This window comes from Vibrio sp. S11_S32, assembly GCF_014694465.1.
Taxonomy (GTDB): Bacteria; Pseudomonadota; Gammaproteobacteria; order Enterobacterales; family Vibrionaceae; genus Vibrio; species Vibrio algicola.
The window spans coordinates 25,286-48,745 of sequence record NZ_JAAUWS010000019.1 but is presented as its reverse complement, the minus strand read 5'-3'; the positions used below and the strand labels follow the sequence as shown (position 1 = coordinate 48,745).

Sequence of the window (23,460 nt, the reverse complement as noted above, 5' to 3'; positions counted from 1 at the left end):
TTAGGTTCTTTTTTTCTGCTCATGTGAAGATAATGAAGCATAAAAAGGATCGTTCAATAGGCAATTGTAGATCAAGTGATGATCGTCACATTCGCCTGTCAATAGGGTGCTGGTGAACGCTTACAACATTTCCACCATATACCATTTAATTTAGATTAAACTCCCACCAAATCAAGGAAGTATGATATAATCACTCAATAAAGCTATGTTTTGTTGAGTGTGCAACCAATAATAATAGGCATGATTATGTTTCGATCGCGTTCAAACCCGTTTTTACGACTTAAATTGACTCAGTGTACCGTTTTATTCATGTTCTTTTTATGTACTATATTCGCGATTTTTTTCTTCCAATCGTGGCAAAACCGCCGCGATGAGATTTTCAATGAACTTATCATTGCTACCAATGTATTAGACAGGCAAATTACTAACGCAAATATGGTGGTTGATCGCATCCTTCACCAAGTGACAGCCGACTGTAAAAAAGACAGCGATATCATTGATAATGTATTACTGCAGTTCCACAGTATCCAATCGATTAATATTATGCAGGGACAAAGCATCATCTGCTCTTCCATTGAGCGTAATATAGGAGTGACAAAATACAAGTTAAACGATAAACCGCTAGCGCTTATTACTTCACGATTTACCGTGCCAGGTCAGGCCATTGTTTTGGTCTCGAAAAGTAAAGATCACTTTCGAGTGACTGCTACTATGCAAGGCAGCGCATTACTTGACGTTATTCAATTGCTTGATATGAAACATGCATTTCATATCAATGTGAAAGACCGCTGGTTAAGCGATGAGGGACAATTAACCAGTGAACCAAATCATGATAATTTCATCGTTCATTCCAAACGTTTTGGCTATTCGGTCAGTGCCAATATTAATGCGATTGAGTATGGCATAATGCTAGTTAAATATAATGCGATCATTGTGTGGTCAATCTTTCTTTTCTCATTATTGACGGCATTGAGTTATTTTCGATATGGCGACAATCTGGTATTACGATGCGCTATCCGCAAAGGCATTTATAGCAAACAATTTACACCATTCGCTCAAGCCTTTGTTGATCCAGAAGGTCGTGTGGTTGGCTGCGAAATACTGATGCGCTGGCAATATAAGCAAAGACTTATTAGTCCCGATCAATTTATCCCTACTGCCGAACGTTCAGGTTTGATTGTTCCTATGACCTTAGATTTATTATCGGATGTGTATGATACCTGCTTAATCCATCATAAAAAGTTACCAAATGACTTTCATTTAAGTGTCAATATCACATCTCTGCACTTAACCGCTAAGTACTCCCAAGATCTTGTCGAATCTTGTTTACGTATTACTGAACACCCAAGTTTGAAAAATATTATTTTGGTACTTGAGCTCACCGAACGTGAGATTATTACCAATGATGCTAATACCAAAGCTATCATCAAAGAGTTGCATTCGCATGGCATTAAATTAGCCATTGATGATTTTGGTACCGGATACTCAGGACTAGAAATTCTTCGAGACTTAAAATTTGACACACTGAAAATTGATAAGTGTTTTGTTGATGGCTATCCCGACAACTCTATGAGTCTCGCGCTGATTGATAATATCTTGGATTTGTCTCAAAAACTTGAGGTCTCAGTGGTAGCCGAGGGAGTTGAAACGCTAGAGCAATCTCAATATTTGAGCAAAAGAGGGGTTCAATTAATTCAGGGCTATTACTATCATAAACCCGAACCGTTAAAGCAATTTTTGCAAACGATCTAGCTTTCTTGCTGTTATTTGAAGTGTGGTGCTCAATAAAAGCTAGAACGTCACATGATGTTCAAGCCTTTTCAGATATAGACTTATTCGCTAATTTATTTTGGTATAATCGAGTATCCGCTAAATGTATCCAGGCTTTCTTTTCACCCTCGACTTCTGACAGCAAAGCCATGCCTAAACTTAACCCACTGGATTTAAATTGACTTTGTTTGATGAGTTGATGCCATTCATCAATACGAGTAGTGAGCATGGCTTTTGCTTTTATGGCATTGCCGGTAAATAGCACTGCAAATTCATCGCCACCTAAGCGATAAACCTGATCTTCTATACGAACTCCGTGACGAATGAGTTGTGCGATAAAACAAATCAAATCATCTCCGACTTGATGCCCTAAGTTATCGTTAACGGCTTTTAAGCCATCAATATCGAACATGACGAGCAGGCCATCTGTTAATGACTTTCTTTTGTTGAGCGCTATCACCCGATCAATATCATTGTTGAATGCTCGACGGTTAAGCAATGAGGTTAAGGGATCGGTGGTCGCCATTCGACGTTCTTCACTTAACTCACAACTTTTTTGGATGAGTTCCACTCTTGAGCCAATAAACAGGCTTAGCAAACGTAAAATCCACGCAATTTGTTGTTGTGCTTGGCGGTTATAATTCTTCTTTGACATCAGAAAAACATGACCGAGTGGTTTACCTCCGATGTAATAAACCATTCCAATATAGCTTTGCACTTGGAGTGACAATATGGCGCTATCATCGACAAAGACCTCACTCATATCGGAATAATAAACCACATCATCTTGCTTGACGACTCGCTGGCAAGGGGTTCCAAATACATCAAATTCAATTGCGGGGATTTCACCGTCAGGTCCGATAAAACACAAAGGCGTTGCAACTTCCTTTCCTTCTGAAAGGGGGGTCACACAAGCAAAATCCCACTTAGATTCGTCGAGTATGATCGTTAAGGATTGGCGTAAAATCTCATCATAATCTGTGAGTTTCAATACTTCCCTATGCAAGCGAGATAGCACCGTAAGTATTTGAACTTATTCTGAATGAGACATATCAATATCCTTTTGAAATTATCTAATGAGCTTACAAGATTCGAACGCCAATCGCTTTTTATTCGTTTAGTAAGATTGTCAAACTTACCCTTCGTGCGAAGGAAAAATCACTTGATCAATTAAATCGCACAAGCAATGCAGAGTGAGCATGTGGACTTCATGAATACGAGCGGTGCGATGGGATGGAATACGGATCTCAACATCCGATTCACCGAGTAAGCCGGCCAGTTCGCCACCGTCTTTACCGGTAAAGGCAATAATGGTCATATCACGGGTGACGGCGGCCTCAACGGCTTTGATCACATTGCCACTGTTACCACTGGTTGAAATCGCTATTAACACATCACCAACTTGGCCAAAAGCGCGCACTTGCTTAGAGAATACCTCTTCATATTGGTAGTCATTTGCGATCGCGGTTTGCGAAATATTGTCGGCAGTGAGCGCCATAGCAGGAAGACTTGGGCGTTCAGTTTCAAAGCGATTAAGTAGACAAGAAACAAATTGCTGTGCATTGGCAGCAGAGCCTCCATTACCACAGCAAAGAATTTTATTGCCATTAAGTAAACTGCTCACCATGGCTTGTGCGGCATGAGTGATCACATCTGGCAGTGATTCTGCGGCGGCGATTTGAATTTGAATGCTTTCTTTAAAACTGTCACTAATGCTGTCGAGCATCATTTATCCTTGAGTAATGGCATTTTTGATCCAGTTAATGTCTTGCCCTTGTTGCTGAATGGCGATGACATCAAAACGAAATGAGGTGGTTTCGGCTGACAGACGTTGTTGCTTTAACCAAATTATGGCGGTCTTGATCAGCTTTTGGCTTTTGGCATAGGTCACCATTTCAGCGGCGTGACCATAATGACTGTGTTTGCGATATTTGACTTCAATAAACACGAAAGTATCACCATCTTGCATGATGAGATCAATTTCGCCCAATCGAGTGTTGAAGTTGGCAGCAATAAATCGATAACCTTGGCGAGTTAAATATTGTTTCGCCAAGGTTTCGTATTGTGAGCCAATGGCTCGCTTATTGTTGGTCGTCGTTGTCTTGCTTTGACTGAAAAGCTTCATGCTCAGACCAGCTTAATTCACGTTGCACCACACAGTTGCTATCAATGCTCAATTTGCCCGTTTCACCGTTAGCTTGGTAACCTGGAACCACTTTCATGGTAGGTAGAGCGTTGATTAAGCTATAAGAATCCATGCCTAATGCATGCAAACGTTTTTCAGTGTTACTGCTGTTTGGCCATAATTGGTCATATTGTTTGGCGGCCGCATCGTCTTTGTTAATTAACATTGGAATATCACTGTAAACAATACCAGAAACATCTTGATATTGACGCACTTTACCGTTGTTGCTCAATGAATTGGAGAACAATTTAGGCGGTTTAGCATCGGGGTTAATCGCCACTTCAATAAATGGTTTGATTAGCGTTAACTGTGAACGAGACGCGGCAATGTAAACCGAGTCGATATCACGACGGCTGCGAGCTTCCGTCTCTAGGTCCATATAAGCAATTTGTTTGATTTGATTGATACGCACTTGGCTTTCAGTTAAACCAAACGCTTTATTAACATTGGCTTGTAATTCAGCGCGGTCACCAAAAGCTTGAGTGGCGGTTGGAGTATTGCTGTATTTCGCCCATGCGGTATTAAAGGCATCGGTGATACGAGTTCCTAATGTTCCTTTCGGAGCAAGGACTAATGGGTATTTAAAACCATTTTCAAATAAGTGTTTTGCTGCCTGTGCAGCTTCTTGTTCAGGCGATAAGGTTAGGTAACAAACTTGCATACCTTCTTCCGCTTGATCAGGGAAGTTAAGCGCCAGCATTGGAATCGCACCATCATCGATATCTTGTAGTTTTTCAACATTATCTTTAATTAATGGGCCGACAATGAAATCAATTTTATCGGTTTGCATTTGTTGATAAATTGCCGCCATATCGGTGTTTGACGTATCATATACCGTCATAGTAAACGCAGGATCACGGCTGCTATCATCCGTCATCGCATGAATAAAACCGTCACGAATAAGCTTAGCGGACTTTTCATATTTTCCGCCTAATGGTAGTAATAGTGCTACATTTTTAGGCGCGACAATACTCAGATCAAGGATCGCTTGAACATCAGCTGGCGTATCTAACACAATTGCCTGGCTTGGGTTGGCATCAAACCACTGTTGTAGGTCACTCTGCAGTTTCATTGGATCGTGTATTTTGGTTTTCATTTCAACCGCAACATACAACCAACCTTGCAATTCAACTTCGTTATCTTGCGCGTTAAGTTGCACAATTTCTTCAGCAGAATATTGATTTAAGTTGGCCCAAATACGTTGATTAATAGCAGTGATATCAGCTGGTGCTTGACTGGCGATTGATTGAGAGGCTTTTAATGCAATTAATTCACGATCGGCATTAAAGAAGTCTTTGCCATCTTCAAGCCATTGTGCACGCAAAGTATGGTAGCGAGCCCATTGATTATCGGCCAGTTTCCACTGTGGTTTGAAATTTAAAATTTTCAATGCGGCATCAGAGCTATCGGTGGTCGCTAACATTTGTGCGCGGGCGATTTGCCATTCTGCTTGTTGGCTTTCATTTAATGGCAGTTTGCCTAAACGAGTTACCAAGGCTTTACCTGCGTCGTAGTTTTGTTCAACCACATCGGCTTTTAAGGCCATGATCAACCAGTCGGTTTGCTGCGCCACTTCAAGCGATTGAGCTTGAGTTAAGTAGGCTTTTGAACTCTGACTTGGGGCTGTGGTGATATCAACCTTTCCCTCGTTCGGGTTGGAAGAACATGCCGCTAGAATGAACATCAATACAATTGAAGTAAATAAGCGTGATACACTGAAGCTCTTGTGATTCATAATTTTCATGCGTTCTTATTCTTAGTTTGTAAGATAGTCATGTGAAAGATAGTCTCTATATTAATCGCTCAAGTGATGGTAAACAAATGATAGATAACAAAACCGCTCTTTTAGAGCATCCTGCCTTATACATTGTCCCAACGCCAATTGGTAATCTTGGCGATATTACCCAACGGTCATTAGAGATTTTACACCAAGTTGACCTGATTGCAGCAGAAGATACAAGACATACAGGTCGATTGTTATCGCATTTTGGCATAGCAACCAAAACTTATGCTTTACATGATCATAACGAACAGCAAAAAGCGCAAGTTTTAGTTGAAAAAGTCCTCGCCGGTGATTCTATCGCATTAGTGTCCGATGCGGGAACCCCTTTGATCAGCGATCCAGGGTATCACTTAGTGACAAAATGTCGTCAAGCTGGGGTTAAAGTTGTGCCATTACCGGGCGCATGCGCAGTGATCACGGCGTTAAGTGCTTCGGGTTTACCGTCTGATCGCTTTAGTTTTGAAGGCTTTTTCCCAGCGAAAAGCAAAGGGCGAAAAGATAAATTATTAGAAATCATTAAAGCAGAACGTACCTGTATTTTCTATGAATCGCCACATCGCATTACCGATTCTTTGGCCGATATGCTCGAAATTTTAGGTCCAGAGCGTGAAGTTGTGCTTGCGCGTGAGTTAACAAAGACTTTTGAAACTATTCATGGCGCGCCATTAGGTGAGCTAATTGACTGGATAGAGCAAGACTCAAATCGTAAGCGCGGCGAAATGGTATTGCTTATTCACGGTTACCGTGAAGAGAAGCAAGAAGATGCGATCCCCGATGATGCATTAAGAACTTTAACCATTTTAGTTAAAGAGTTGCCGCTTAAAAAAGCAGCAGCATTAGTGGCCGAAATCCATAATCTCAAGAAGAATGCTCTATATAAATGGGGGCTTGAGAACCTAGAATAAATTATAGTAATGAGAATATACTGGAATGCCTTGTCTTCCAAGGTGGTTTGCGTATAATTCGCCGCGGAGTTGACTGGATAGTCGCTGCTTCGTTGATGTCCTTTTTGGTAGCAATACCAAGGGAGACTGTCGGAGGGGAGGAAAGTCCGGGCTTCATAGAGCAAGGTGCCAGGTAACGCCTGGGGAGCGTGAGCTCACGACAAGTGCAGCAGAGAGAAGACCGCCGATGGCTTAATTCCGATCCTTTCGGGGAGAAGATAAGCACAGGTAAGGGTGAAAGGGTGCGGTAAGAGCGCACCGTGCGTCTGGCAACAGTTCGTAGCAGGGTAAACTCCACCTGAAGCAAGACCAAATAGGCCCTCACATTGCGCTGCTCGCGTAAGGGGGCGGGTAGGTTGCTCGAGCCAGTGAGCGATTGCTGGCCTAGACGAATGGCTATCACCGTTTTTCTTTTTAGGAAGGGAAGCGGAACAGAACCCGGCTTATGATGTCAACTCCACTCATTGATAACCCACCGCAGTCTCTCTGCGGTGGGTTTTTCTTTATCTATAGCCGTCTTACTTGAAGCTGCAGCTTTGTTGGCTGCGCAAAGTCACCCCAATCACTTAGGCAAGCTAAGCTCATGGGGCTTCGTTTGCTTGCCGCCTCACTGCAACTTCAATTACTTTGGGTATATAGCCTGCGAAATTGCAGTCGCAGCTTTGTTGATTAAGTTCATTTACCTTAAATTGAATTAAGTTTCTAAGTCATATAATGGCTTTTCTACCTGATTGAAATATTGCATCCAAAATAATGGCAGTTTTTACCTGTGTTTAACCAAATTGATTTAATTTGACATAAACTTAGCGTAAATCATGTCATATCTCCGCTCTTTTCTTGCGTTGAGTGCGTGACATGAATATCCTAGTCAACTAATCATTAATTGAGTTAATTACTGCTATGACCGATACCTTTCAACACGTTTCTGTACTTTTAAATGAATCCATCGATGGGTTAAACATTAAACCAGATGGGATTTACATTGATGGTACGTTTGGTCGTGGTGGTCATACCCGCAATATTTTAGCTCGTTTGGGTGAAAACGGCCGCTTATACAGTATCGATCGCGACCCACAAGCGATTGCAGAAGCCGCCAAAATTGATGATCCTCGTTTTACCATTGTGCATGGGCCATTTTCTGGTATTGAAAGCTACGCCGAGCAATATGACTTAGTCGGCAAGGTTGATGGTGTGCTATTTGATCTTGGTGTGTCTTCACCGCAACTTGATGATGCCGATCGCGGTTTCAGCTTTATGAAAGACGGCCCACTTGATATGCGTATGGATCCAACCTCTGGACAATCGGCTGCGCAATGGTTAGCGGATGCCGATCTGGATGATATTACTTGGGTACTTCGTGAATTTGGTGAAGAAAAACACGCGCGTCGCATTGCTAAAGGGATTGTGGCCTATCAACAAGAATGTCGTGAAAATACCGATAAAGCGCCATTAACTCGTACTGGGCAACTGGCTAAGTTGATATCAGATGTTGCGCCTAAGAATTTTAAAGAGAAGAAACACCCTGCCACTCGCAGTTTCCAAGCCATTCGTATTTTTATTAATAGTGAGTTAGATGAAATTGATTTTGCCTTAAAAGGCGCGATGGCCATCCTAGCGCCAGAAGGTCGTTTATCGGTGATCAGCTTTCACTCGTTAGAAGATCGCATGGTAAAACACTTTATGCGCCGTGAGAGTCGTGGTCCACAAGTGCCGCATGGCCTACCACTGACCGAAGACCAAATTAAATTGTTGGGCTCAGCCAATATGAAAACCGTAGGCAAAGCGATTAAACCGACTCAATCAGAAGTCGATGTGAATACTCGCTCGCGCAGCTCAGTGCTTCGTATTGCTGAAAAGCTCGATAAACCCGCCACTGACAGCACAGATTAAACATGACTATTCAGACTCCGCCTAGTTTACCTCGAGCAATATGGAATGACTTATCGTCGATCGGTAAGTTGCCATTATTGTTGTTGGTGCTGATTTTTGCCACGTCAATTGGGGTGGTGTTGACTACTTATCAAACCCGAGGCCAAATTACGCAACGGGATAACCTACTCGAAAGTCGAGAAAAACTAGACAGCCAATGGCGAAATCTGATCTTAGAAGAAAACGCCCTTGCCGAGCATACTCGAGTTCAACGGATCGCAATCAAAGATCTTGATATGAAACGACCGGATTCAGATAAAGAAGTGATTGTGAACCTGAAATGAAAAAGCCAACCAACAAAAAAGTGAAAAAAAAACAACCTAAACGTGTTGTGAAGAAAAACACTCCAATCCTGATTACCTGGCGCTATAACCTAGTGCTGGGTTTTGTGGTTTTAGCGCTACTGACTTTAATTGGCCGTACCGCTTATATTCAAGTTATTCAACCCGATCAATTAATTGAACAGGCCAATATGCGCTCAGTGCGAGTTAAGGCGATCCCGACTGCGCGTGGTATTGTGTCCGATCGCAATGGTGAGCAGCTGGCGGTAAGTGTTCCGGTGCAAGCGGTATGGGCAGATCCTTACACTATCTTTAAAGAGCATGGATTGGATGAAATACAACGTTGGTATGCGTTAGCCAATGTTTTAGGGCTAGATCAAAAAGGTTTAGTGGCCAAAATTGAAAAAAACAAACGCCGCCGCTTTATTTATTTACAGCGCCAAGTTAGCCCTGCGATGTCTAAATATGTGCGTGAACTAAAATTGCCGGGGATTGGGCTTAAAGATGAGTCTCGCCGTTTCTACCCATCAGGCGAAGTAAGTGCACACATAATCGGTGTCACTGGCATTGATGGTCACGGTCTTGAAGGCTTAGAGAAAAGTTATGATAATTGGTTAACTGGAGAAGCGGGTAAAAGAACTATTCGTAAAGACCGCTTTGGTCGGGTCGTCGAAAACATCTCACTGCAAACTCAAAAGCCGGGTAAACCGCTGCAACTGACGATAGATCAGCGTGTTCAAGCGATCGCTTACCGCGCCATTAAACAAGCAGTAGCCGATTTCCGTGCTACTTCGGGAACTGCGGTATTAGTCGATGTCAAAAATGGCGACATTCTTGCTATGGTCAATGCACCGTCTTATAACCCTAATAATAAAGAACAACTGCAAAGCTTTCGGATGAGAAACCGCGCCATTACCGATTCAATTGAACCGGGCTCAACCATGAAACCTTTTGTGATGCTGGCCGGTTTGGATAAAGGCATTATCGACAAAAATACTATTATCGATACTGGTAATGGCATTATGCGAGTTGGTGGCAGCCGAGTCCGAGATTCTGAAAAAGCCGGTAAAGCCTCACTCACCACTATTTTGAAAAAATCCAGTAACGTCGGGATCGCGACCATCGCGCTGCGCATGGATGTACGGGATGTCCTCAGCATGTATAGCGGTGTTGGTTTTGGTAATATTTCGGGCACCCAATTGCCGGGTGAAGTGACCGGTATCTTCCCTGATCGTCGTCGTTGGTCACCATTTGAAGAAGCCACATTGGCGTTTGGTTATGGTATCTCGGTAACGCCACTGCAATTGGCGCATGCTTATGCCACATTAGGCAATATGGGTATCAACATGCCATTGCACATTTTAAAAGACGGTCATCGTTCGGGTAAATCTTTCCGCGCTGCCGATGCTGATGCGGCTCGTCGCGTGATCAATATGCTTGAGCAAGTAACGCATAAAGGCGGTACGGCAGTTGAAGCCAAAGTGCCAGGTTATCGTGTGGGCGCTAAAACTGGTACTTCTCGTAAAGCGAAAGCAGGTGGTTATAGCGATCAATATGTTGCGCTTACCGCCGGTATTGCCCCAATCAGTAATCCACGCTTGGCGTTAGTGGTGGTGGTGAATGAACCGCAAGGCGATCAATTCTACGGCGGTTCGGTAGCCGGCCCTGTATTCTCTGAAATTATGAAAGGCGCATTGCAGATCTTAAATGTTACCCCCGATGCTACACCCGAATCTGAGGTAGGAGAATAACCATGCCGCATACTTTAACCTCATTATTAGCACCGTGGGCGCAATTAGAACTTAGCGCAGAGCAAGATGTCGCGGTAACTCAACTGCAATTAGACAGTCGAAAAGTAACTAATGGCGATGTGTTTGTGGCGATCAAAGGCCATGCGGTTGATGGACGTCGATTTATTGATAAAGCGATCGAACTAGGCTGCGCGGCGGTGATTGCCGATGCGAGCGAGCAATATCCTGATGCGACGGTTGAGTTTCGACAAACAGTTCCGGTTATTTACCTCGACAATATTGGTCAGTGTTTATCGGCTCTGGCGGCGCAAATTTATCAATACGCGCCAATGCAATTGATCGGCATTACCGGTACTAATGGCAAAACCACCATTTCTCAATTGATTGCCCAGTGGGTTGATTTAATTGGGAAAAAAGCGGCGGTGATGGGCACTACTGGTAATGGTTTTTTAAATGATTTACAACCGGCGATCAATACCACTGGCAACGCGATTGAAATTCAACAAATGTTGGCACAATTCCAACAACAAGGCGCAGACTACGCGGCACTTGAAGTGTCATCGCACGGCTTAGTGCAAGGGCGAGTCAAAGCACTGAACTTTGCGGCGGGTGTGTTTACCAATTTAAGTCGTGATCACTTAGATTACCATGGCAGCATGCAAGAATATGCGCGTGCGAAATTTCAATTATTTGACCGCCATGATTGTCAACATCAAATTATTAATGCCGATGACAGTGTCGGCCAGCAATGGTTGGCTCAACTGCCCAATGCGGTAGCGGTTTCTTTATTACCAATCGAGCAACTACAAACATCTCATCGTGCGCTTTGGGCCAATAGTGTAACTTATTCTGAGCGCGGTATTCATATCGAACTCGATGGACATTGGGGTAAGGCGCAACTCGACACCCCTTTGATTGGCGATTTTAATGCCAACAACGTGATGGTGGCATTGGCAACTTTATTAAGCTTAGGTTTTGAACTTAATCAATTGGTTTCAGTTGCCGAAAGATTAGTGCCTGTAGTGGGACGAATGGAGTTATTTCAAGCTCAGCCTGACGCTCATGATCAAGCGGTATCACCGAGCAAACCGAAAGCGAAAATCGTGATTGATTACGCTCATACACCGGATGCACTTGAAAAAGCCTTAATGGCATTACGAGTACATTGCACTGGTAAGTTGTGGTGTATTTTTGGTTGTGGTGGCGATCGTGATACTGGCAAGCGCCCGATGATGACTGAAATCGCTGAGCGTTTAGCAGATCATTCGATTATTACCGATGATAACCCTCGCAGCGAAGCCCCAAGCCTTATTGTGGCTGATATGCTACAAGGTGCGCTTAACCCTAAAGTAATTAACATTATCCATTCTCGTTTTGAGGCGTGTGAATATGCGCTGCAACACGCAAGTGATAGCGATATTATTTTAGTGGCGGGCAAGGGGCATGAGGATTATCAAATCATTGGTGATAACACCATTCATTATTCTGACCGAGAAACCGCCTGCGCGTTATTAGGACTGACATTATGATTTCATTTTCTCTGCAACAATTAGCAGACATTACTGGCGGTCGCTTAGTCGGGCATGATGCTCAAACGAGTGCGAGCATTCAAATTACCTCTGTCACCACCGATACTCGTCAGGTGGAAGCTGGTGCTTTATTTGTGGCATTAATTGGTGAGCGTTTTGATGCACACGATTTCTGTCAGCAAGCGTTGGATAATCAAGCCGCTGGACTATTGGCTTCAAAGTCATTAGATCTGCCAATTGCACAAGTGGTGGTAGAAGATACTCAAATCGCACTGGGCTTACTGGGCGCTTGGATGCAGCAGCAATCTCACGCTCAAACACTGGCATTAACTGGCAGTTGCGGTAAAACCACGGTTAAAGAAATGTTAGCGGCGATTTTAAAGCAAAAAGGGCAAGTACTGGCCACCAATGGTAATTTTAATAATGAAATTGGGGTGCCATTAACCTTATTACGCAGTCAAACCAATGACGATTATGCCGTGATTGAGCTCGGTGCGAATCATTTAGGTGAAATTGCTTACACCACCCAATTAGTGAAACCGAGTGTGGCGTTAGTCAATAATGTTGCGGCGGCGCATTTGGAGGGCTTTGGCTCGATAGATGGGGTTGCAAAAGCCAAAGGTGAAATTTTCCAAGGTTTGCCATCTGGTGGTACTGCGATTATTAATCTCGACAGCAATGGTTTAGAACATTGGCAAGCCACGCTGAGCGATAAAAACGTAGTGACTTTTTCTGAAAAAAAACCACAAGCTGACTTTTTTGCCCAAGATATTCAGATGCAAGACAATGGTCAAGCAAGCTTTACTTTAGTGTCTCCACAAGGTCGTGCCAAGGTTTTATTACCTATGATTGGTCAGCATAATGTTGCCAATGGCTTAGCCGCAGCAGCGATGGCGACCCAAGTTGGCGCGAGCTTAGATGAGATTGTTCAGGGTCTGCAAACTTCAACCAATGTATCAGGACGAGTGGAAGCGATTGAACTGACTGATAACATCCGCTTAATCGATGATAGCTACAATGCCAGCGTTCCAGCCATGAATGCGGCGGTGGACTTACTGGCTAATTATTCTGGTAAGCGCTGGTTGATCTTGGGTTTTATGGCGGAATTAGGGCAAGAAAGTGTTGCACTGCATCGTCAAGTCGGCGAGCATGCGGCGCAATTTAATTTTGACTATGTCCTTACTTTTGGAGAGGATACCGCGATAATTAGCCAAGTTTGTCATAATGAGCACACTTGTAGTCGGCATTTTACCTCACATACCGCTATGATTGAGTTTATTATTAAGCATTTAAACACGGATATTCAAAAACGCGATATTCAAACAGCAGCAACACAACCATTAACTAACCCTCTATCAATAGAGGAACAAGCAGAATCTAAACATACTTTACTGATCAAGGGAGCACATAGCTCTCAAATGAGTTTGGTTGTCGCTGCTTTAAAGGAGAACTACGCATGATCATTTGGCTATCAGAGTTATTGCAGCCATATTATTCTTTTTTTCGCTTATTTGAATATCTTTCATTTCGCGCAATTTTAAGCATTATTACCGCCTTAGTGTTATCGCTATGGATGGGACCTAAACTTATCCGACGTTTACAACTTTTACAGATTGGCCAAGTGGTGCGTAACGACGGGCCAGAATCTCACTTTAGTAAGCGCGGCACCCCAACCATGGGCGGGGTGATGATCTTAGCATCCATTTCAATCACGGTATTATTATGGGCAGACTTGTCTAACCCTTATGTGTGGGCGGTTTTAGCTGTGTTGATTGGTTATGGCATTGTGGGTTTTGTTGATGATTATCGCAAAGTAGTACATAAAAATACTGATGGTTTGATTGCCCGTTGGAAATATTTTTGGCAGTCAGTGATCGCGCTTGGGGTTGCCTTTGCTTTATACGCCATTGGTAAAGATACCTCTGCGACATTGTTGGTTGTGCCTTTCTTTAAAGATGTTATGCCACAACTTGGCTTAATGTATATCGTATTAACCTATTTTGTTATTGTTGGAACCAGTAATGCGGTGAACTTAACCGATGGTTTAGATGGCCTTGCGATCATGCCAACCGTATTTGTTGCGGCTGGCTTTGCGGTTATTGCATGGGCGACCGGTAATGTAAACTTTTCTGAATATTTACATATTCCTTATATTCCTCATGCCAGTGAACTCGTGGTGGTGTGTACTGCGATTGTTGGTGCGGGCTTAGGTTTCTTATGGTTTAACACTTACCCTGCGCAAGTCTTTATGGGCGATGTTGGTTCGTTAGCATTAGGCGGCGCATTAGGTACGATTGCGGTTTTGGTTCGTCAAGAATTTGTCTTGGTGATCATGGGCGGGGTATTTGTAATGGAAACCTTGTCGGTTATTTTGCAAGTGGGTTCGTATAAATTACGTGGTCAACGCATTTTCCGTATGGCTCCGATCCATCACCACTACGAATTAAAAGGTTGGCCAGAGCCGCGTGTTATCGTGCGTTTTTGGATCATCTCAATGATCTTGGTATTGATTGGTTTAGCGACATTAAAAATTCGTTAATATCATTTTTATATTACTTTAAGTTAAGGGATTAAGCGCGATGTCGAATGCTCAAGCATCACACTGGCAAGGTATACAACAAGTGGTTGTGGTTGGCCTTGGTATCACTGGTTTATCGGTGGTTAAGCATCTACAAGCACTCCCTTACAATCTCACCATAAAAGTGATTGATACCCGTACTACGCCTCCTGGTTTAGACGAGCTTGATGATTCGATTGCAACTCATATTGGCAGTTGGCAACCACAATGGTTGCTTGAGGCTGATTTGATTGTGACTAACCCTGGTATCGCATTAGCCACAGCTGAAATTCAAGCGGCGCTAGCCAAAGATATTCCGGTGGTAGGTGATATTGAGCTATTTGCTTGGGCGGTGAATGCGCCAGTGGTGGCGATCACAGGTTCCAATGGTAAAAGCACGGTGACCGATTTAACCGGTGTATTAGCCAAAGCGGCCGGTATCAATGTCGGTGTGGGCGGTAATATTGGCGTGCCAGCATTAGAGCTGTTGCAACAAGACTGCGAGCTGTATGTACTCGAATTGTCGAGTTTTCAATTAGAAACCACCTCTAGCCTTGAGTTAGTAGCGGCAGCGTATTTGAACTTGTCTGAAGATCACATGGATCGCTATCCTGGTGGCATGACAGATTATGGCTTAGCCAAACAACGTATTTTTAAGCATGCTCAAACTGCGATTGTGAATCGAGATGATAAAGCCACTTATCCCGAATCCGCAGTCAATCCAAACATCGACACTATTAGCTTTGGTTTTGATGATGTTGAATTTGGTTTAATCCAAATGATTGATTCATCAAAAGAAAAGAGTTGTGAATTTCTGGCTAAAAATGGCCAAGCATTATTGGCGGTTGATGAACTCAGTTTAGTCGGTCGGCATAATCTCAGTAATGCGTTAGTGGCACTGGCGTTGCTCGATTGTGTTGGTGTGACATTAAAAGATACATTTTCCGCGTTAAAAGCTTACGCAGGGCTAACACATCGATGCCAGTTAGTTGCCGATAATGGCGGAGTGAAATGGATCAATGATTCTAAAGCCACTAATGTTGCCAGTACGCTTGCCGCTTTGTCTGGCTTACAGCTTGATGGCTGTTTACATCTATTAGTGGGTGGTGTGGGAAAAGGGGCGGATTTCTCCGACCTTGCGCCAGTATTAGCGACTCTTAATGTTCAATTGCATTGTTTTGGACAAGATGGCGATCAGTTTATGCCCCTTCACCCTTCAGCTCTGCGCTGGGATAATATTGATCAAGCCATCGCGGCGATAGCGCCAAGTTTAAAGTCGGGTGATGCGGTTATGTTATCTCCGGCTTGTGCCAGTTTTGATCAATACCGTAATTTTATGGCGCGTGGCGATGCCTTTACTCAGTTAGCTTTGCACTACGCGAAGCTTTGATTTTGATTCTGGTTAATGCTGATGGCGTTAACCTATAGCGATTTTTCCAAAGGCTCATTGTGGTTAAAACCAAAGTACATAATTTAAGTAAAGGTGTTAAAGGCTGGGTTAGTAAGCCTTCTCAACCTGTTCTTTACGATCGACAAATTGTTTGGTTGGCATTTGGTTTAATGCTAACTGGCTTAGTGATGGTGACTTCGGCATCGTTTCCGATCAGTACTCGTCTAACAGGTGCTCCATTTCATTTTATGGTGCGTCACGCGATCTTTTTGTGCTTATCTTTGATTGCTGCTTTTGTGGTGATACAGATCCCTCTGGCTCGCTGGATGAGACACAGTGTGCATTTGTTGCTAATAGCGATGTTTTTATTATTAATTGTTTTAGTTGCTGGACACTCGGTAAACGGCGCCTCTCGCTGGATCCCATTAGGACTATTTAATCTACAGCCGGCCGAAGTGGCCAAACTGTCGTTGTTTATTTTCATGTCAGGTTATTTAGTACGTAAAAATGATGAAGTACGCGATTCCTTCTTTGGTGGTTTTATTAAGCCACTGATCGTGTTTGTCTGTTTGGCCTTTTTATTATTGCTGCAACCGGATTTAGGAACGGTGGTGGTCATGCTGGTCACCTTGTTCGCGATGTTATTTATAGCTGGCGCCAAGTTAACTCAATTTTTGTCACTATTGGTGGCTGGCATTATTGCAGTCGCTGGTTTGATCATCAGTGAGCCTTACCGTATGCGACGCATGACTTCGTTTTGGCATCCATTTGCCGATCCGTTTGGTAATGGTTATCAGCTCACTCAATCATTAATGGCGTTTGGTCGTGGTGATTGGTTTGGTCAAGGTTTGGGTAACTCAATTCAAAAGTTAGAGTACCTACCTGAAGCGCATACCGATTTTGTGTTTGCCGTTATTGGTGAAGAGCTTGGTTTTATTGGCGTGGTGTGTGTGTTGCTGATGATTTTTGCTCTAGTCTATAAAGCGTTAAACATTGGACGTAAAGCATTAGAATCGGGCGAAATTTTTGGCGGATTCCTAGCGGTGAGTATTAGTATTTGGTTCGCCTTTCAAACTTTGGTTAATGTTGGTGCTGCGGCAGGTATTGTTCCAACCAAAGGCTTAACCTTACCTTTGATCAGTTATGGTGGCTCCAGTTTAATTATTATGTCGGTTGCGGTAGCATTATTACTGCGAATTGATTACGAATGCCGTGTGGCGGCGTTGCAACGTGGTGATAAACCGGCAAAAAAAATGCCATCTTCGAAGAATAACCAACAAGAATCTGATAACCATGAAGAAGAATAAACGCTTATTAGTCATGGCTGGTGGCACTGGAGGGCATGTATTCCCAGGGCTGGCAGTGGCGAAACAATTACAAAGCCAAGGTTGGGAAATTCGCTGGTTAGGCACTCCCGATCGTATGGAAGCCGATTTAGTTCCGCAACATGGTATTGAAATTGATTTTATAAAAGTCAAAGGCTTACGTGGACAAGGCGTCGCTAAATTGATTAAAGCGCCTTTTCAAATTGTCAATGCTATTTTCCAAGCGCGTAAACATATTAAAGCATGGCAACCTGATGTGGTTCTTGGCATGGGTGGCTATGTGAGTGGTCCTGGCGGTGTTGCGGCTTGGATGTCAGGTATTCCTGTGGTGCTGCATGAACAAAACGCGGTGGCAGGGCTGACGAACCAGTGGTTATCGAAACTGGCCAAACGTGTGATGCAAGCATTTCCTGGAGCCTTTCCTGAGGCCGAAGTAGTCGGTAATCCGGTACGCCAAGATGTGGTTGCTTTATCTGCGCCTGAAGACCGCTTTTCTGAACGAACGGGTCCTATTCGCATTCTAGTGATGGGAGGGAGCCAAGGGGCGCGTATTTTAAATACCACCTTGCCACCAGTGATGAAAGCACTTGGTGAAGGTTATACTATTCGCCATCAAGCGGGCAAAGGCCAACAACAGATGGTCGAAGTTCTGTATCAAGATAATCAAGTACAAGACTATCAAGTCAGCGAGTTTATCGATGATGTGGCGCAAGCTTATGGTTGGGCGGATGTGTTAGTGTGTCGCTCTGGTGCTCTCACCGTTTCAGAGGTTTCCGCTGCTGGTGTTGGGGCTATTTTTATTCCCTTTATGCATAAAGACCGCCAACAAGCACTCAATGCTGATCACCTAGTACAATGTGGCGCAGCATTAATGATTGAACAACCTGAGCTTACGGAACAAGGCTTAGCACAACAATTAAAACAACTGGATCGGACTCAGTTACTTACCATGGCACAAAAAGCCCGCCAAGCGGCGATCCTTGATGCCGATACCCGTGTTGCTGCCGCCATTATCGCGGTATGCAAAGATTGAGATTAAAGCCATGTTAACCAAACAAAATACAAATTTATCTGAACTACGTGCCATGGTGCCAGAAATGCGCCGAGTAAAATGCATTCACTTTGTTGGTATCGGTGGTGCTGGTATGAGTGGTATTGCCGAAGTATTACTTAACGAAGGTTACGACATTAGTGGTTCAGATCTGGGCGAAAATCCAGTCACGCAGCGCTTAACTGAAAAAGGTGCCACCATTTATTTTGGTCATCAAGCCAGTAATATTGAGCATGCCAGTGTGGTAGTGGTCTCAACTGCGATTTCAACCGAGAATCCAGAATTAGTTGCTGCTAAAGAAATGCGAATTCCAGTGGTGCGCCGCGCCGAAATGCTGGCGGAGCTGATGCGTTTTCGTCATGGTATTGCGGTGTCTGGCACCCATGGCAAAACCACCACTACCGCTTTAGTAACGCAGATTTATTTTGAAGCAGGTCTCGATCCAACTTTTGTTAATGGTGGTTTGGTGAAAAGCGCGGGTACTAATGCGCGTTTAGGTTCAAGCCGTTACTTGATTGCCGAAGCCGATGAAAGTGATGCATCATTCCTACACTTGCAGCCGATGGTGAGTATCGTTACTAATATTGAAGCCGATCATATGGAAACCTATGGCGGTGACTTTGAAACGCTCAAGCAAACCTTTATCGATTTTCTACATAATCTGCCATTTTATGGCCAAGCGATAGTGTGTATTGACGATCCTGTGGTACGTGAACTTATTCCGCGTATTAGCCGTCAAGTGATCACTTATGGTTTCTCTGAAGATGCGGATGTTCGCTTAACCAATTATCGTCAAAATGGTCAACAAGGTACATTTACCGTGTTGCGTCAAGGTCGTAAAGATCTAGATATTACGTTAAATATTCCAGGTAAACATAATGCCTTGAATGCTTCTGCGGCTATTGCGGTTGCTACTGAAGATGAAATCAGTGACGAAGCGATTGTTCGCGCATTGGTGAGTACAGAAGGGACTGGTCGTCGTTTTGATCATTTAGGCGAATTTGATACCGGTAATGGTCAGGCTATGTTAGTTGATGATTATGGTCATCACCCAAGTGAAGTAGATGTGACCATTCAAGCGGCTCGCTCTGGTTGGGAAGATAAACGTTTAGTTATGATTTTCCAACCGCATCGTTATAGCCGTACCCGTGATTTATACGATGATTTTGCTAATGTATTGGAAAAAGTCGATGTGCTCATTATGCTCGACGTTTATTCTGCTGGTGAAAAACCAATTGCAGGCGCAGATGGTCGTGCATTATGTCGCACCATTCGCAGTCGTGGTAAAATTGATCCTATCTTTGTATCTGAAGTGGATACTCTACCGTCAGTATTAGCTAATTTAATTGAAGATAATGACTTAGTGCTTACGCAAGGGGCCGGTGATGTGGGTAAAGTTGCCAAGAAATTAGCCGACTTGAAGTTGAATATTGCTAAAATGAAAGTAAAGAGTGCGTAAAATACTGTATTGTTGTAGTGGACGAATAGCTATTGGTCAGTATAATCGCTGACTAGTAGGCTTTTTAAATGGCAATGATGACCAATAAGCATTCAATTGATAAATGTTGCATTAATATTGATAGGTTTTGCATTAATAATATAAAGCTTTACGGCGCATGGTGAACATGACTGTCGAGGATTTTGATAATCCACCAACCCCATCAACTTCCACTAAAGATCATTTCTTTGGTGGTGTGTTTTTATTGTTGGTGGTGGTGTCTATTATTGCGGTTCTCTATTCCACTGTCAGTTGGATGACTGATGCTGAGCGATTACCATTATCTCAAGTGATGGTCGAAGGGAAATTAACTCACGTTAAACCCAGTGAAGTGCAACAAGCGTTATCTCAAATCCCTCATATGGGAACATTTATGACGCAAGATGTTGATACCCTACAAGCTGCTGTCAAAACCATTCCTTGGGTTAAACAAGTTTCGATTCGTAAACAATGGCCCGATTTGGTTAAAGTTTATATTGTGGAATACCAGGCTCAAGCCATATGGAATGGGAATTCATTACTCAATGATGAAGGCCATGTATTTAATGGTACACCGGCAGATATTGAAGGAAATATCGTTAATCTGTATGGTCCTGATGAAGAAAGCGAAAAAGTATTATCGGTTTGGAAACAAAGTAATAAATTGCTAAAACCGTTAGGGCTTAATATTACTTCGGTAGTATTAAATGACCGACGTGCATGGCAAATGATTTTAGATAATGGAATTCGATTAGAGTTAGGCAAAGATGCTCGTGATAACCGCTTACATCGCTTTGTGCAATTATACCGCCGTTTAGGCGACAAAGCTGATCAAGTCAGTTACATCGATCTCCGATACGACACTGGTGCCGCCGTTGGGTGGATTTCAGATGATGATTCAGCACAAGAGAGTAATAAATAATGAAGGCGTCAGAAGGAAATATTGTCGTTGGTCTTGATGTAGGCACTTCAAATATCGTGGCATTGGTAGGCGAAGTTCTACCAGACGGGCAAATTAATATTATTGGCTCGGGTGAAGGTCTGTCGAGCGGCATGGATAAAGGGGGCGTTAATGACCTTGAATCTGTGGTTAAATCGATTGAACGCGCGATCAATCAAGCCGAATTAATGGCGGAATGCCAAATTAGCAATGTTTATCTTTCATTGTCTGGGCGACACATTGCCAGCCGAATAGAAAAAGGCATGGGCGCAATTTCTGATGAAGAAGTGGTACAAGAAGACATAGATCGCGTTATTCATACCGCTAAATCGATTAAAATCGGTGAAGAACAACGTATTTTGCATGTGATCCCACAAGAGTTTACCATTGATTACCAAAAAGACATTAAAAATCCACTTGGTTTGTCTGGTGTTCGTATGGAAGCCAGCGTTCATTTGATATCATGTCATAATGATATGGCTCGAAATATCGTTAAAGCGGTTGAACGCTGCAATTTAAAAGTCGAACAATTGATTTATTCTGGCCTAGCATCCAGTAATGCTGTGATCACCGATGACGAAAGAGAACTTGGTGTTTGCGTGATCGATATCGGTGCGGGTACTATGGAAGTCTCTATCTGGACCGGTGGTGCACTGCGTCACACTAAAGTTTTTGCTTATGCAGGTAATGCAGTTACCAGTGATATTGCTTTTGCTTTTGGTACACCGGTCAGCGATGCGGAAGAAATCAAAATAAAATTCGGTTGCGCATTGAGTGAATTAGTCAGCAAAGACGATACGGTCAACGTTCCAAGCGTTGGTGGTCGTCCTTCGCGAAGTTTGCAACGTCAAACTTTGGCAGAAGTGATAGAACCCCGATATACTGAATTAATGGGTATGGCCAATCAAATCATTGACTCGACCCAAGCTAAATTACGAGAAGATGGTCTTAAGCACCATTTAGCTGCTGGTGTAGTATTAACTGGTGGCGCTTCACAGATTGAAGGTTTAGTGGAGTGCGCAGAGCGCGTATTCCGTAACCAAGTAAGAATTGGTAAGCCCCTAGAGGTCAGAGGGTTAACTGACTATGTTAAAGAGCCGCATCATTCAACGGCGGTTGGATTATTACATTACGCCAAAGACAGCCAGTTTTATGATGAGAATGAATATCAACAGTCTGCACCGAAACAACGCTCCGGTGCATCATTGGCTGAACTCATTCAAAAGCTGCGTAATTGGATAAAAAAAGAGTTTTAACCTGAGGCGAACAGGGAGAGACGGAGAGCACACATGTCAATGTTTGAACCAGTAGAAATGTCTGATGACGCAGTAATTAAGGTCGTTGGAGTAGGTGGCGGCGGCGGTAACGCTGTCGAGCATATGGTCCGTGAATCCATCGAAGGCGTGGAATTCATTACGGTAAATACCGATGCTCAAGCACTACGAAAAGTCAGTGTTAGCAATGTTATTCAAATCGGTGGTGATATCACTAAAGGTTTGGGGGCTGGTGCTAACCCACAAGTTGGGCGTGATTCTGCATTAGAAGATCGTGAAGCGATTAAAGCTTCATTAACCGGTGCGGATATGGTCTTTATTGCTGCCGGTATGGGTGGTGGTACAGGAACTGGTGCTGCTCCTGTTATTGCTGAGATCGCGAAAGAACTAGGTATATTAACGGTTGCGGTTGTGACTAAGCCATTTAGCTTTGAAGGTAAGAAGCGTATGGCTTTTGCTGATCAAGGTATTGAAGAGCTGTCTAAACACGTTGACTCATTAATTACCATTCCAAACGAAAAGTTACTGAAAGTACTCGGTCGTGGTATCACTTTGCTGGAAGCTTTTGCTAAAGCGAACGATGTATTGAAAAATGCGGTTCAAGGTATTGCCGAGCTGATTACTCGCCCTGGTATGATCAACGTCGATTTCGCCGATGTTCGTACTGTTATGTCTGAAATGGGACATGCGATGATGGGTAGTGGTTACGCGAAAGGCGAAGACCGCGCTGAAGAAGCATCTGAAATGGCGATCTCTAGCCCATTATTAGAAGATATCGACTTAGCGGGTGCTCGTGGTGTATTGGTTAATATTACCGCAGGTTTCGATATGCGTTTAGAAGAGTTTGAAATTGTGGGTAACACAGTAAAAGCTTTCGCATCTGATAACGCAACCGTGGTGATTGGTACTTCACTTGATCCCGATATGACTGACGAAATCCGTGTTACTGTTGTTGCGACAGGCATTGGAAAATCTCAACCACCCGAGATCACTTTAGTCAAAGGCGGTAGCGTACAACAGCAACCTGCCATGAATGTGCAACCGGCACAAGCAGCAGCAACAACGCCAGCGCCAGAAGAAAAGAAACCAGAACCTATGGTTCGTACGGCTTCAGCGCCAGTAAGTCGCCCAGCGAGTTCGTCGAGTGTAGAGACAAACACAGCGAAAAAACCAGATGAAAATGACAGTGGCTATCTAGATATTCCTGCATTTTTACGCAATCAAGCTGATTGATATTCAAACAATTAACTTGATGCGTATCGAAAATATGGTAA

Annotated in this window: 19 protein-coding genes and 1 other RNA gene; 16 read left to right on the top strand and 4 right to left on the bottom strand. The window is 43.4% G+C overall.

What is annotated here, in order from left to right; translation table 11 throughout:
• Positions 1–246 precede the first annotated feature (246 nt).
• On the top strand, positions 247–1,752 hold the full coding sequence (locus HC723_RS10680) for an EAL domain-containing protein (protein WP_190339047.1): 1,506 nt from the start codon (positions 247–249) through the stop codon (positions 1,750–1,752).
• 58 nt (positions 1,753–1,810) lie between these two features.
• On the opposite strand, the gene HC723_RS10675 is transcribed toward HC723_RS10680, so the two are convergent.
• The 4 genes from HC723_RS10675 to HC723_RS10660 all read right to left on the bottom strand — a co-directional run bounded on the left by HC723_RS10675 (position 1,811) and on the right by HC723_RS10660 (position 5,699).
• Positions 1,811–2,761: a GGDEF domain-containing protein gene (locus HC723_RS10675; protein ID WP_190339046.1), complete on the bottom strand. Its 951-nt coding sequence runs from the start codon at positions 2,759–2,761 to the stop codon at positions 1,811–1,813.
• Positions 2,762–2,905: 144 nt separating this feature from the next.
• Positions 2,906–3,496, bottom strand: coding sequence for a phosphoheptose isomerase (locus HC723_RS10670; RefSeq protein ID WP_153448104.1), 591 nt, complete (start codon positions 3,494–3,496; stop codon positions 2,906–2,908).
• A 3-nt stretch (positions 3,497–3,499) separates the two neighbouring features.
• Entirely contained in the window at positions 3,500–3,895 is a 396-nt protein-coding gene (locus HC723_RS10665; RefSeq protein ID WP_190339045.1) for a YraN family protein, read from the bottom strand.
• On the bottom strand, positions 3,852–5,699 hold the full coding sequence (locus HC723_RS10660) for a penicillin-binding protein activator (RefSeq protein ID WP_190339044.1): 1,848 nt from the start codon (positions 5,697–5,699) through the stop codon (positions 3,852–3,854). The genes HC723_RS10665 and HC723_RS10660 overlap by 44 nt, the downstream gene beginning before the upstream one ends.
• A 77-nt stretch (positions 5,700–5,776) precedes the next feature.
• Here HC723_RS10660 and rsmI point away from each other — a divergent pair, with 77 nt between their 5' ends.
• From rsmI to ftsZ, 15 genes are all read left to right on the top strand, one after another.
• Positions 5,777–6,643 carry a 16S rRNA (cytidine(1402)-2'-O)-methyltransferase gene (gene rsmI / locus HC723_RS10655; protein WP_153446060.1) on the top strand — a complete coding sequence of 289 codons (867 nt, stop codon included), beginning with the start codon at positions 5,777–5,779 and terminating at the stop codon, positions 6,641–6,643.
• Between the two features lie 65 nt (positions 6,644–6,708).
• Positions 6,709–7,145, top strand: an RNA gene (rnpB, locus tag HC723_RS10650) — RNase P RNA component class A.
• 437 nt (positions 7,146–7,582) lie between these two features.
• Positions 7,583–8,572 carry a 16S rRNA (cytosine(1402)-N(4))-methyltransferase RsmH gene (gene rsmH, locus HC723_RS10645; protein ID WP_153446062.1) on the top strand — a complete coding sequence of 330 codons (990 nt, stop codon included), beginning with the start codon at positions 7,583–7,585 and terminating at the stop codon, positions 8,570–8,572.
• A 2-nt stretch (positions 8,573–8,574) separates the two neighbouring features.
• On the top strand, positions 8,575–8,895 hold the full coding sequence (gene ftsL / locus HC723_RS10640) for a cell division protein FtsL (RefSeq protein ID WP_153446064.1): 321 nt from the start codon (positions 8,575–8,577) through the stop codon (positions 8,893–8,895).
• A complete protein-coding gene (locus HC723_RS10635; RefSeq protein WP_190339043.1) occupies positions 8,892–10,643 on the top strand; it encodes a penicillin-binding transpeptidase domain-containing protein in 1,752 nt (583 codons plus the stop codon). Before ftsL ends, HC723_RS10635 begins: the two co-directional genes overlap by 4 nt.
• Positions 10,644–10,645: 2 nt before the next feature.
• Positions 10,646–12,172: a UDP-N-acetylmuramoyl-L-alanyl-D-glutamate--2,6-diaminopimelate ligase gene (murE, locus tag HC723_RS10630; RefSeq protein ID WP_190339042.1), complete on the top strand. Its 1,527-nt coding sequence runs from the start codon at positions 10,646–10,648 to the stop codon at positions 12,170–12,172.
• The gene (locus tag HC723_RS10625; protein ID WP_190339041.1) at positions 12,169–13,632 is read left to right on the top strand and encodes a UDP-N-acetylmuramoyl-tripeptide--D-alanyl-D-alanine ligase; all 1,464 of its coding nucleotides are present in this window, start codon (positions 12,169–12,171) and stop codon (positions 13,630–13,632) included. Before murE ends, HC723_RS10625 begins: the two co-directional genes overlap by 4 nt.
• Positions 13,629–14,711 carry a phospho-N-acetylmuramoyl-pentapeptide-transferase gene (mraY, locus tag HC723_RS10620; RefSeq protein ID WP_153446071.1) on the top strand — a complete coding sequence of 361 codons (1,083 nt, stop codon included), beginning with the start codon at positions 13,629–13,631 and terminating at the stop codon, positions 14,709–14,711. The genes HC723_RS10625 and mraY overlap by 4 nt, the downstream gene beginning before the upstream one ends.
• A gap of 40 nt (positions 14,712–14,751) precedes the next feature.
• On the top strand, positions 14,752–16,119 hold the full coding sequence (gene murD / locus HC723_RS10615) for a UDP-N-acetylmuramoyl-L-alanine--D-glutamate ligase (RefSeq protein ID WP_190339040.1): 1,368 nt from the start codon (positions 14,752–14,754) through the stop codon (positions 16,117–16,119).
• A 59-nt stretch (positions 16,120–16,178) separates the two neighbouring features.
• On the top strand, positions 16,179–17,426 hold the full coding sequence (gene ftsW / locus HC723_RS10610) for a cell division protein FtsW (protein ID WP_153446074.1): 1,248 nt from the start codon (positions 16,179–16,181) through the stop codon (positions 17,424–17,426).
• Positions 17,413–18,477, top strand: coding sequence for an undecaprenyldiphospho-muramoylpentapeptide beta-N-acetylglucosaminyltransferase (murG, locus tag HC723_RS10605; protein ID WP_190339039.1), 1,065 nt, complete (start codon positions 17,413–17,415; stop codon positions 18,475–18,477). Before ftsW ends, murG begins: the two co-directional genes overlap by 14 nt.
• 10 nt (positions 18,478–18,487) lie before the next feature.
• Entirely contained in the window at positions 18,488–19,954 is a 1,467-nt protein-coding gene (murC, locus tag HC723_RS10600) for a UDP-N-acetylmuramate--L-alanine ligase (RefSeq protein ID WP_153446078.1), read from the top strand.
• A gap of 166 nt (positions 19,955–20,120) precedes the next feature.
• Positions 20,121–20,894 (top strand): cell division protein FtsQ/DivIB, encoded by a 774-nt coding sequence (locus tag HC723_RS10595; RefSeq protein WP_153446080.1) that lies wholly within the window; start codon positions 20,121–20,123, stop codon positions 20,892–20,894.
• Positions 20,894–22,168: a cell division protein FtsA gene (ftsA, locus tag HC723_RS10590; RefSeq protein ID WP_194704536.1), complete on the top strand. Its 1,275-nt coding sequence runs from the start codon at positions 20,894–20,896 to the stop codon at positions 22,166–22,168. Before HC723_RS10595 ends, ftsA begins: the two co-directional genes overlap by 1 nt.
• Positions 22,169–22,207: 39 nt before the next feature.
• Positions 22,208–23,419, top strand: coding sequence for a cell division protein FtsZ (gene ftsZ / locus HC723_RS10585; RefSeq protein ID WP_153448105.1), 1,212 nt, complete (start codon positions 22,208–22,210; stop codon positions 23,417–23,419).
• The last annotated feature ends 41 nt before the right edge of the window (positions 23,420–23,460 follow it).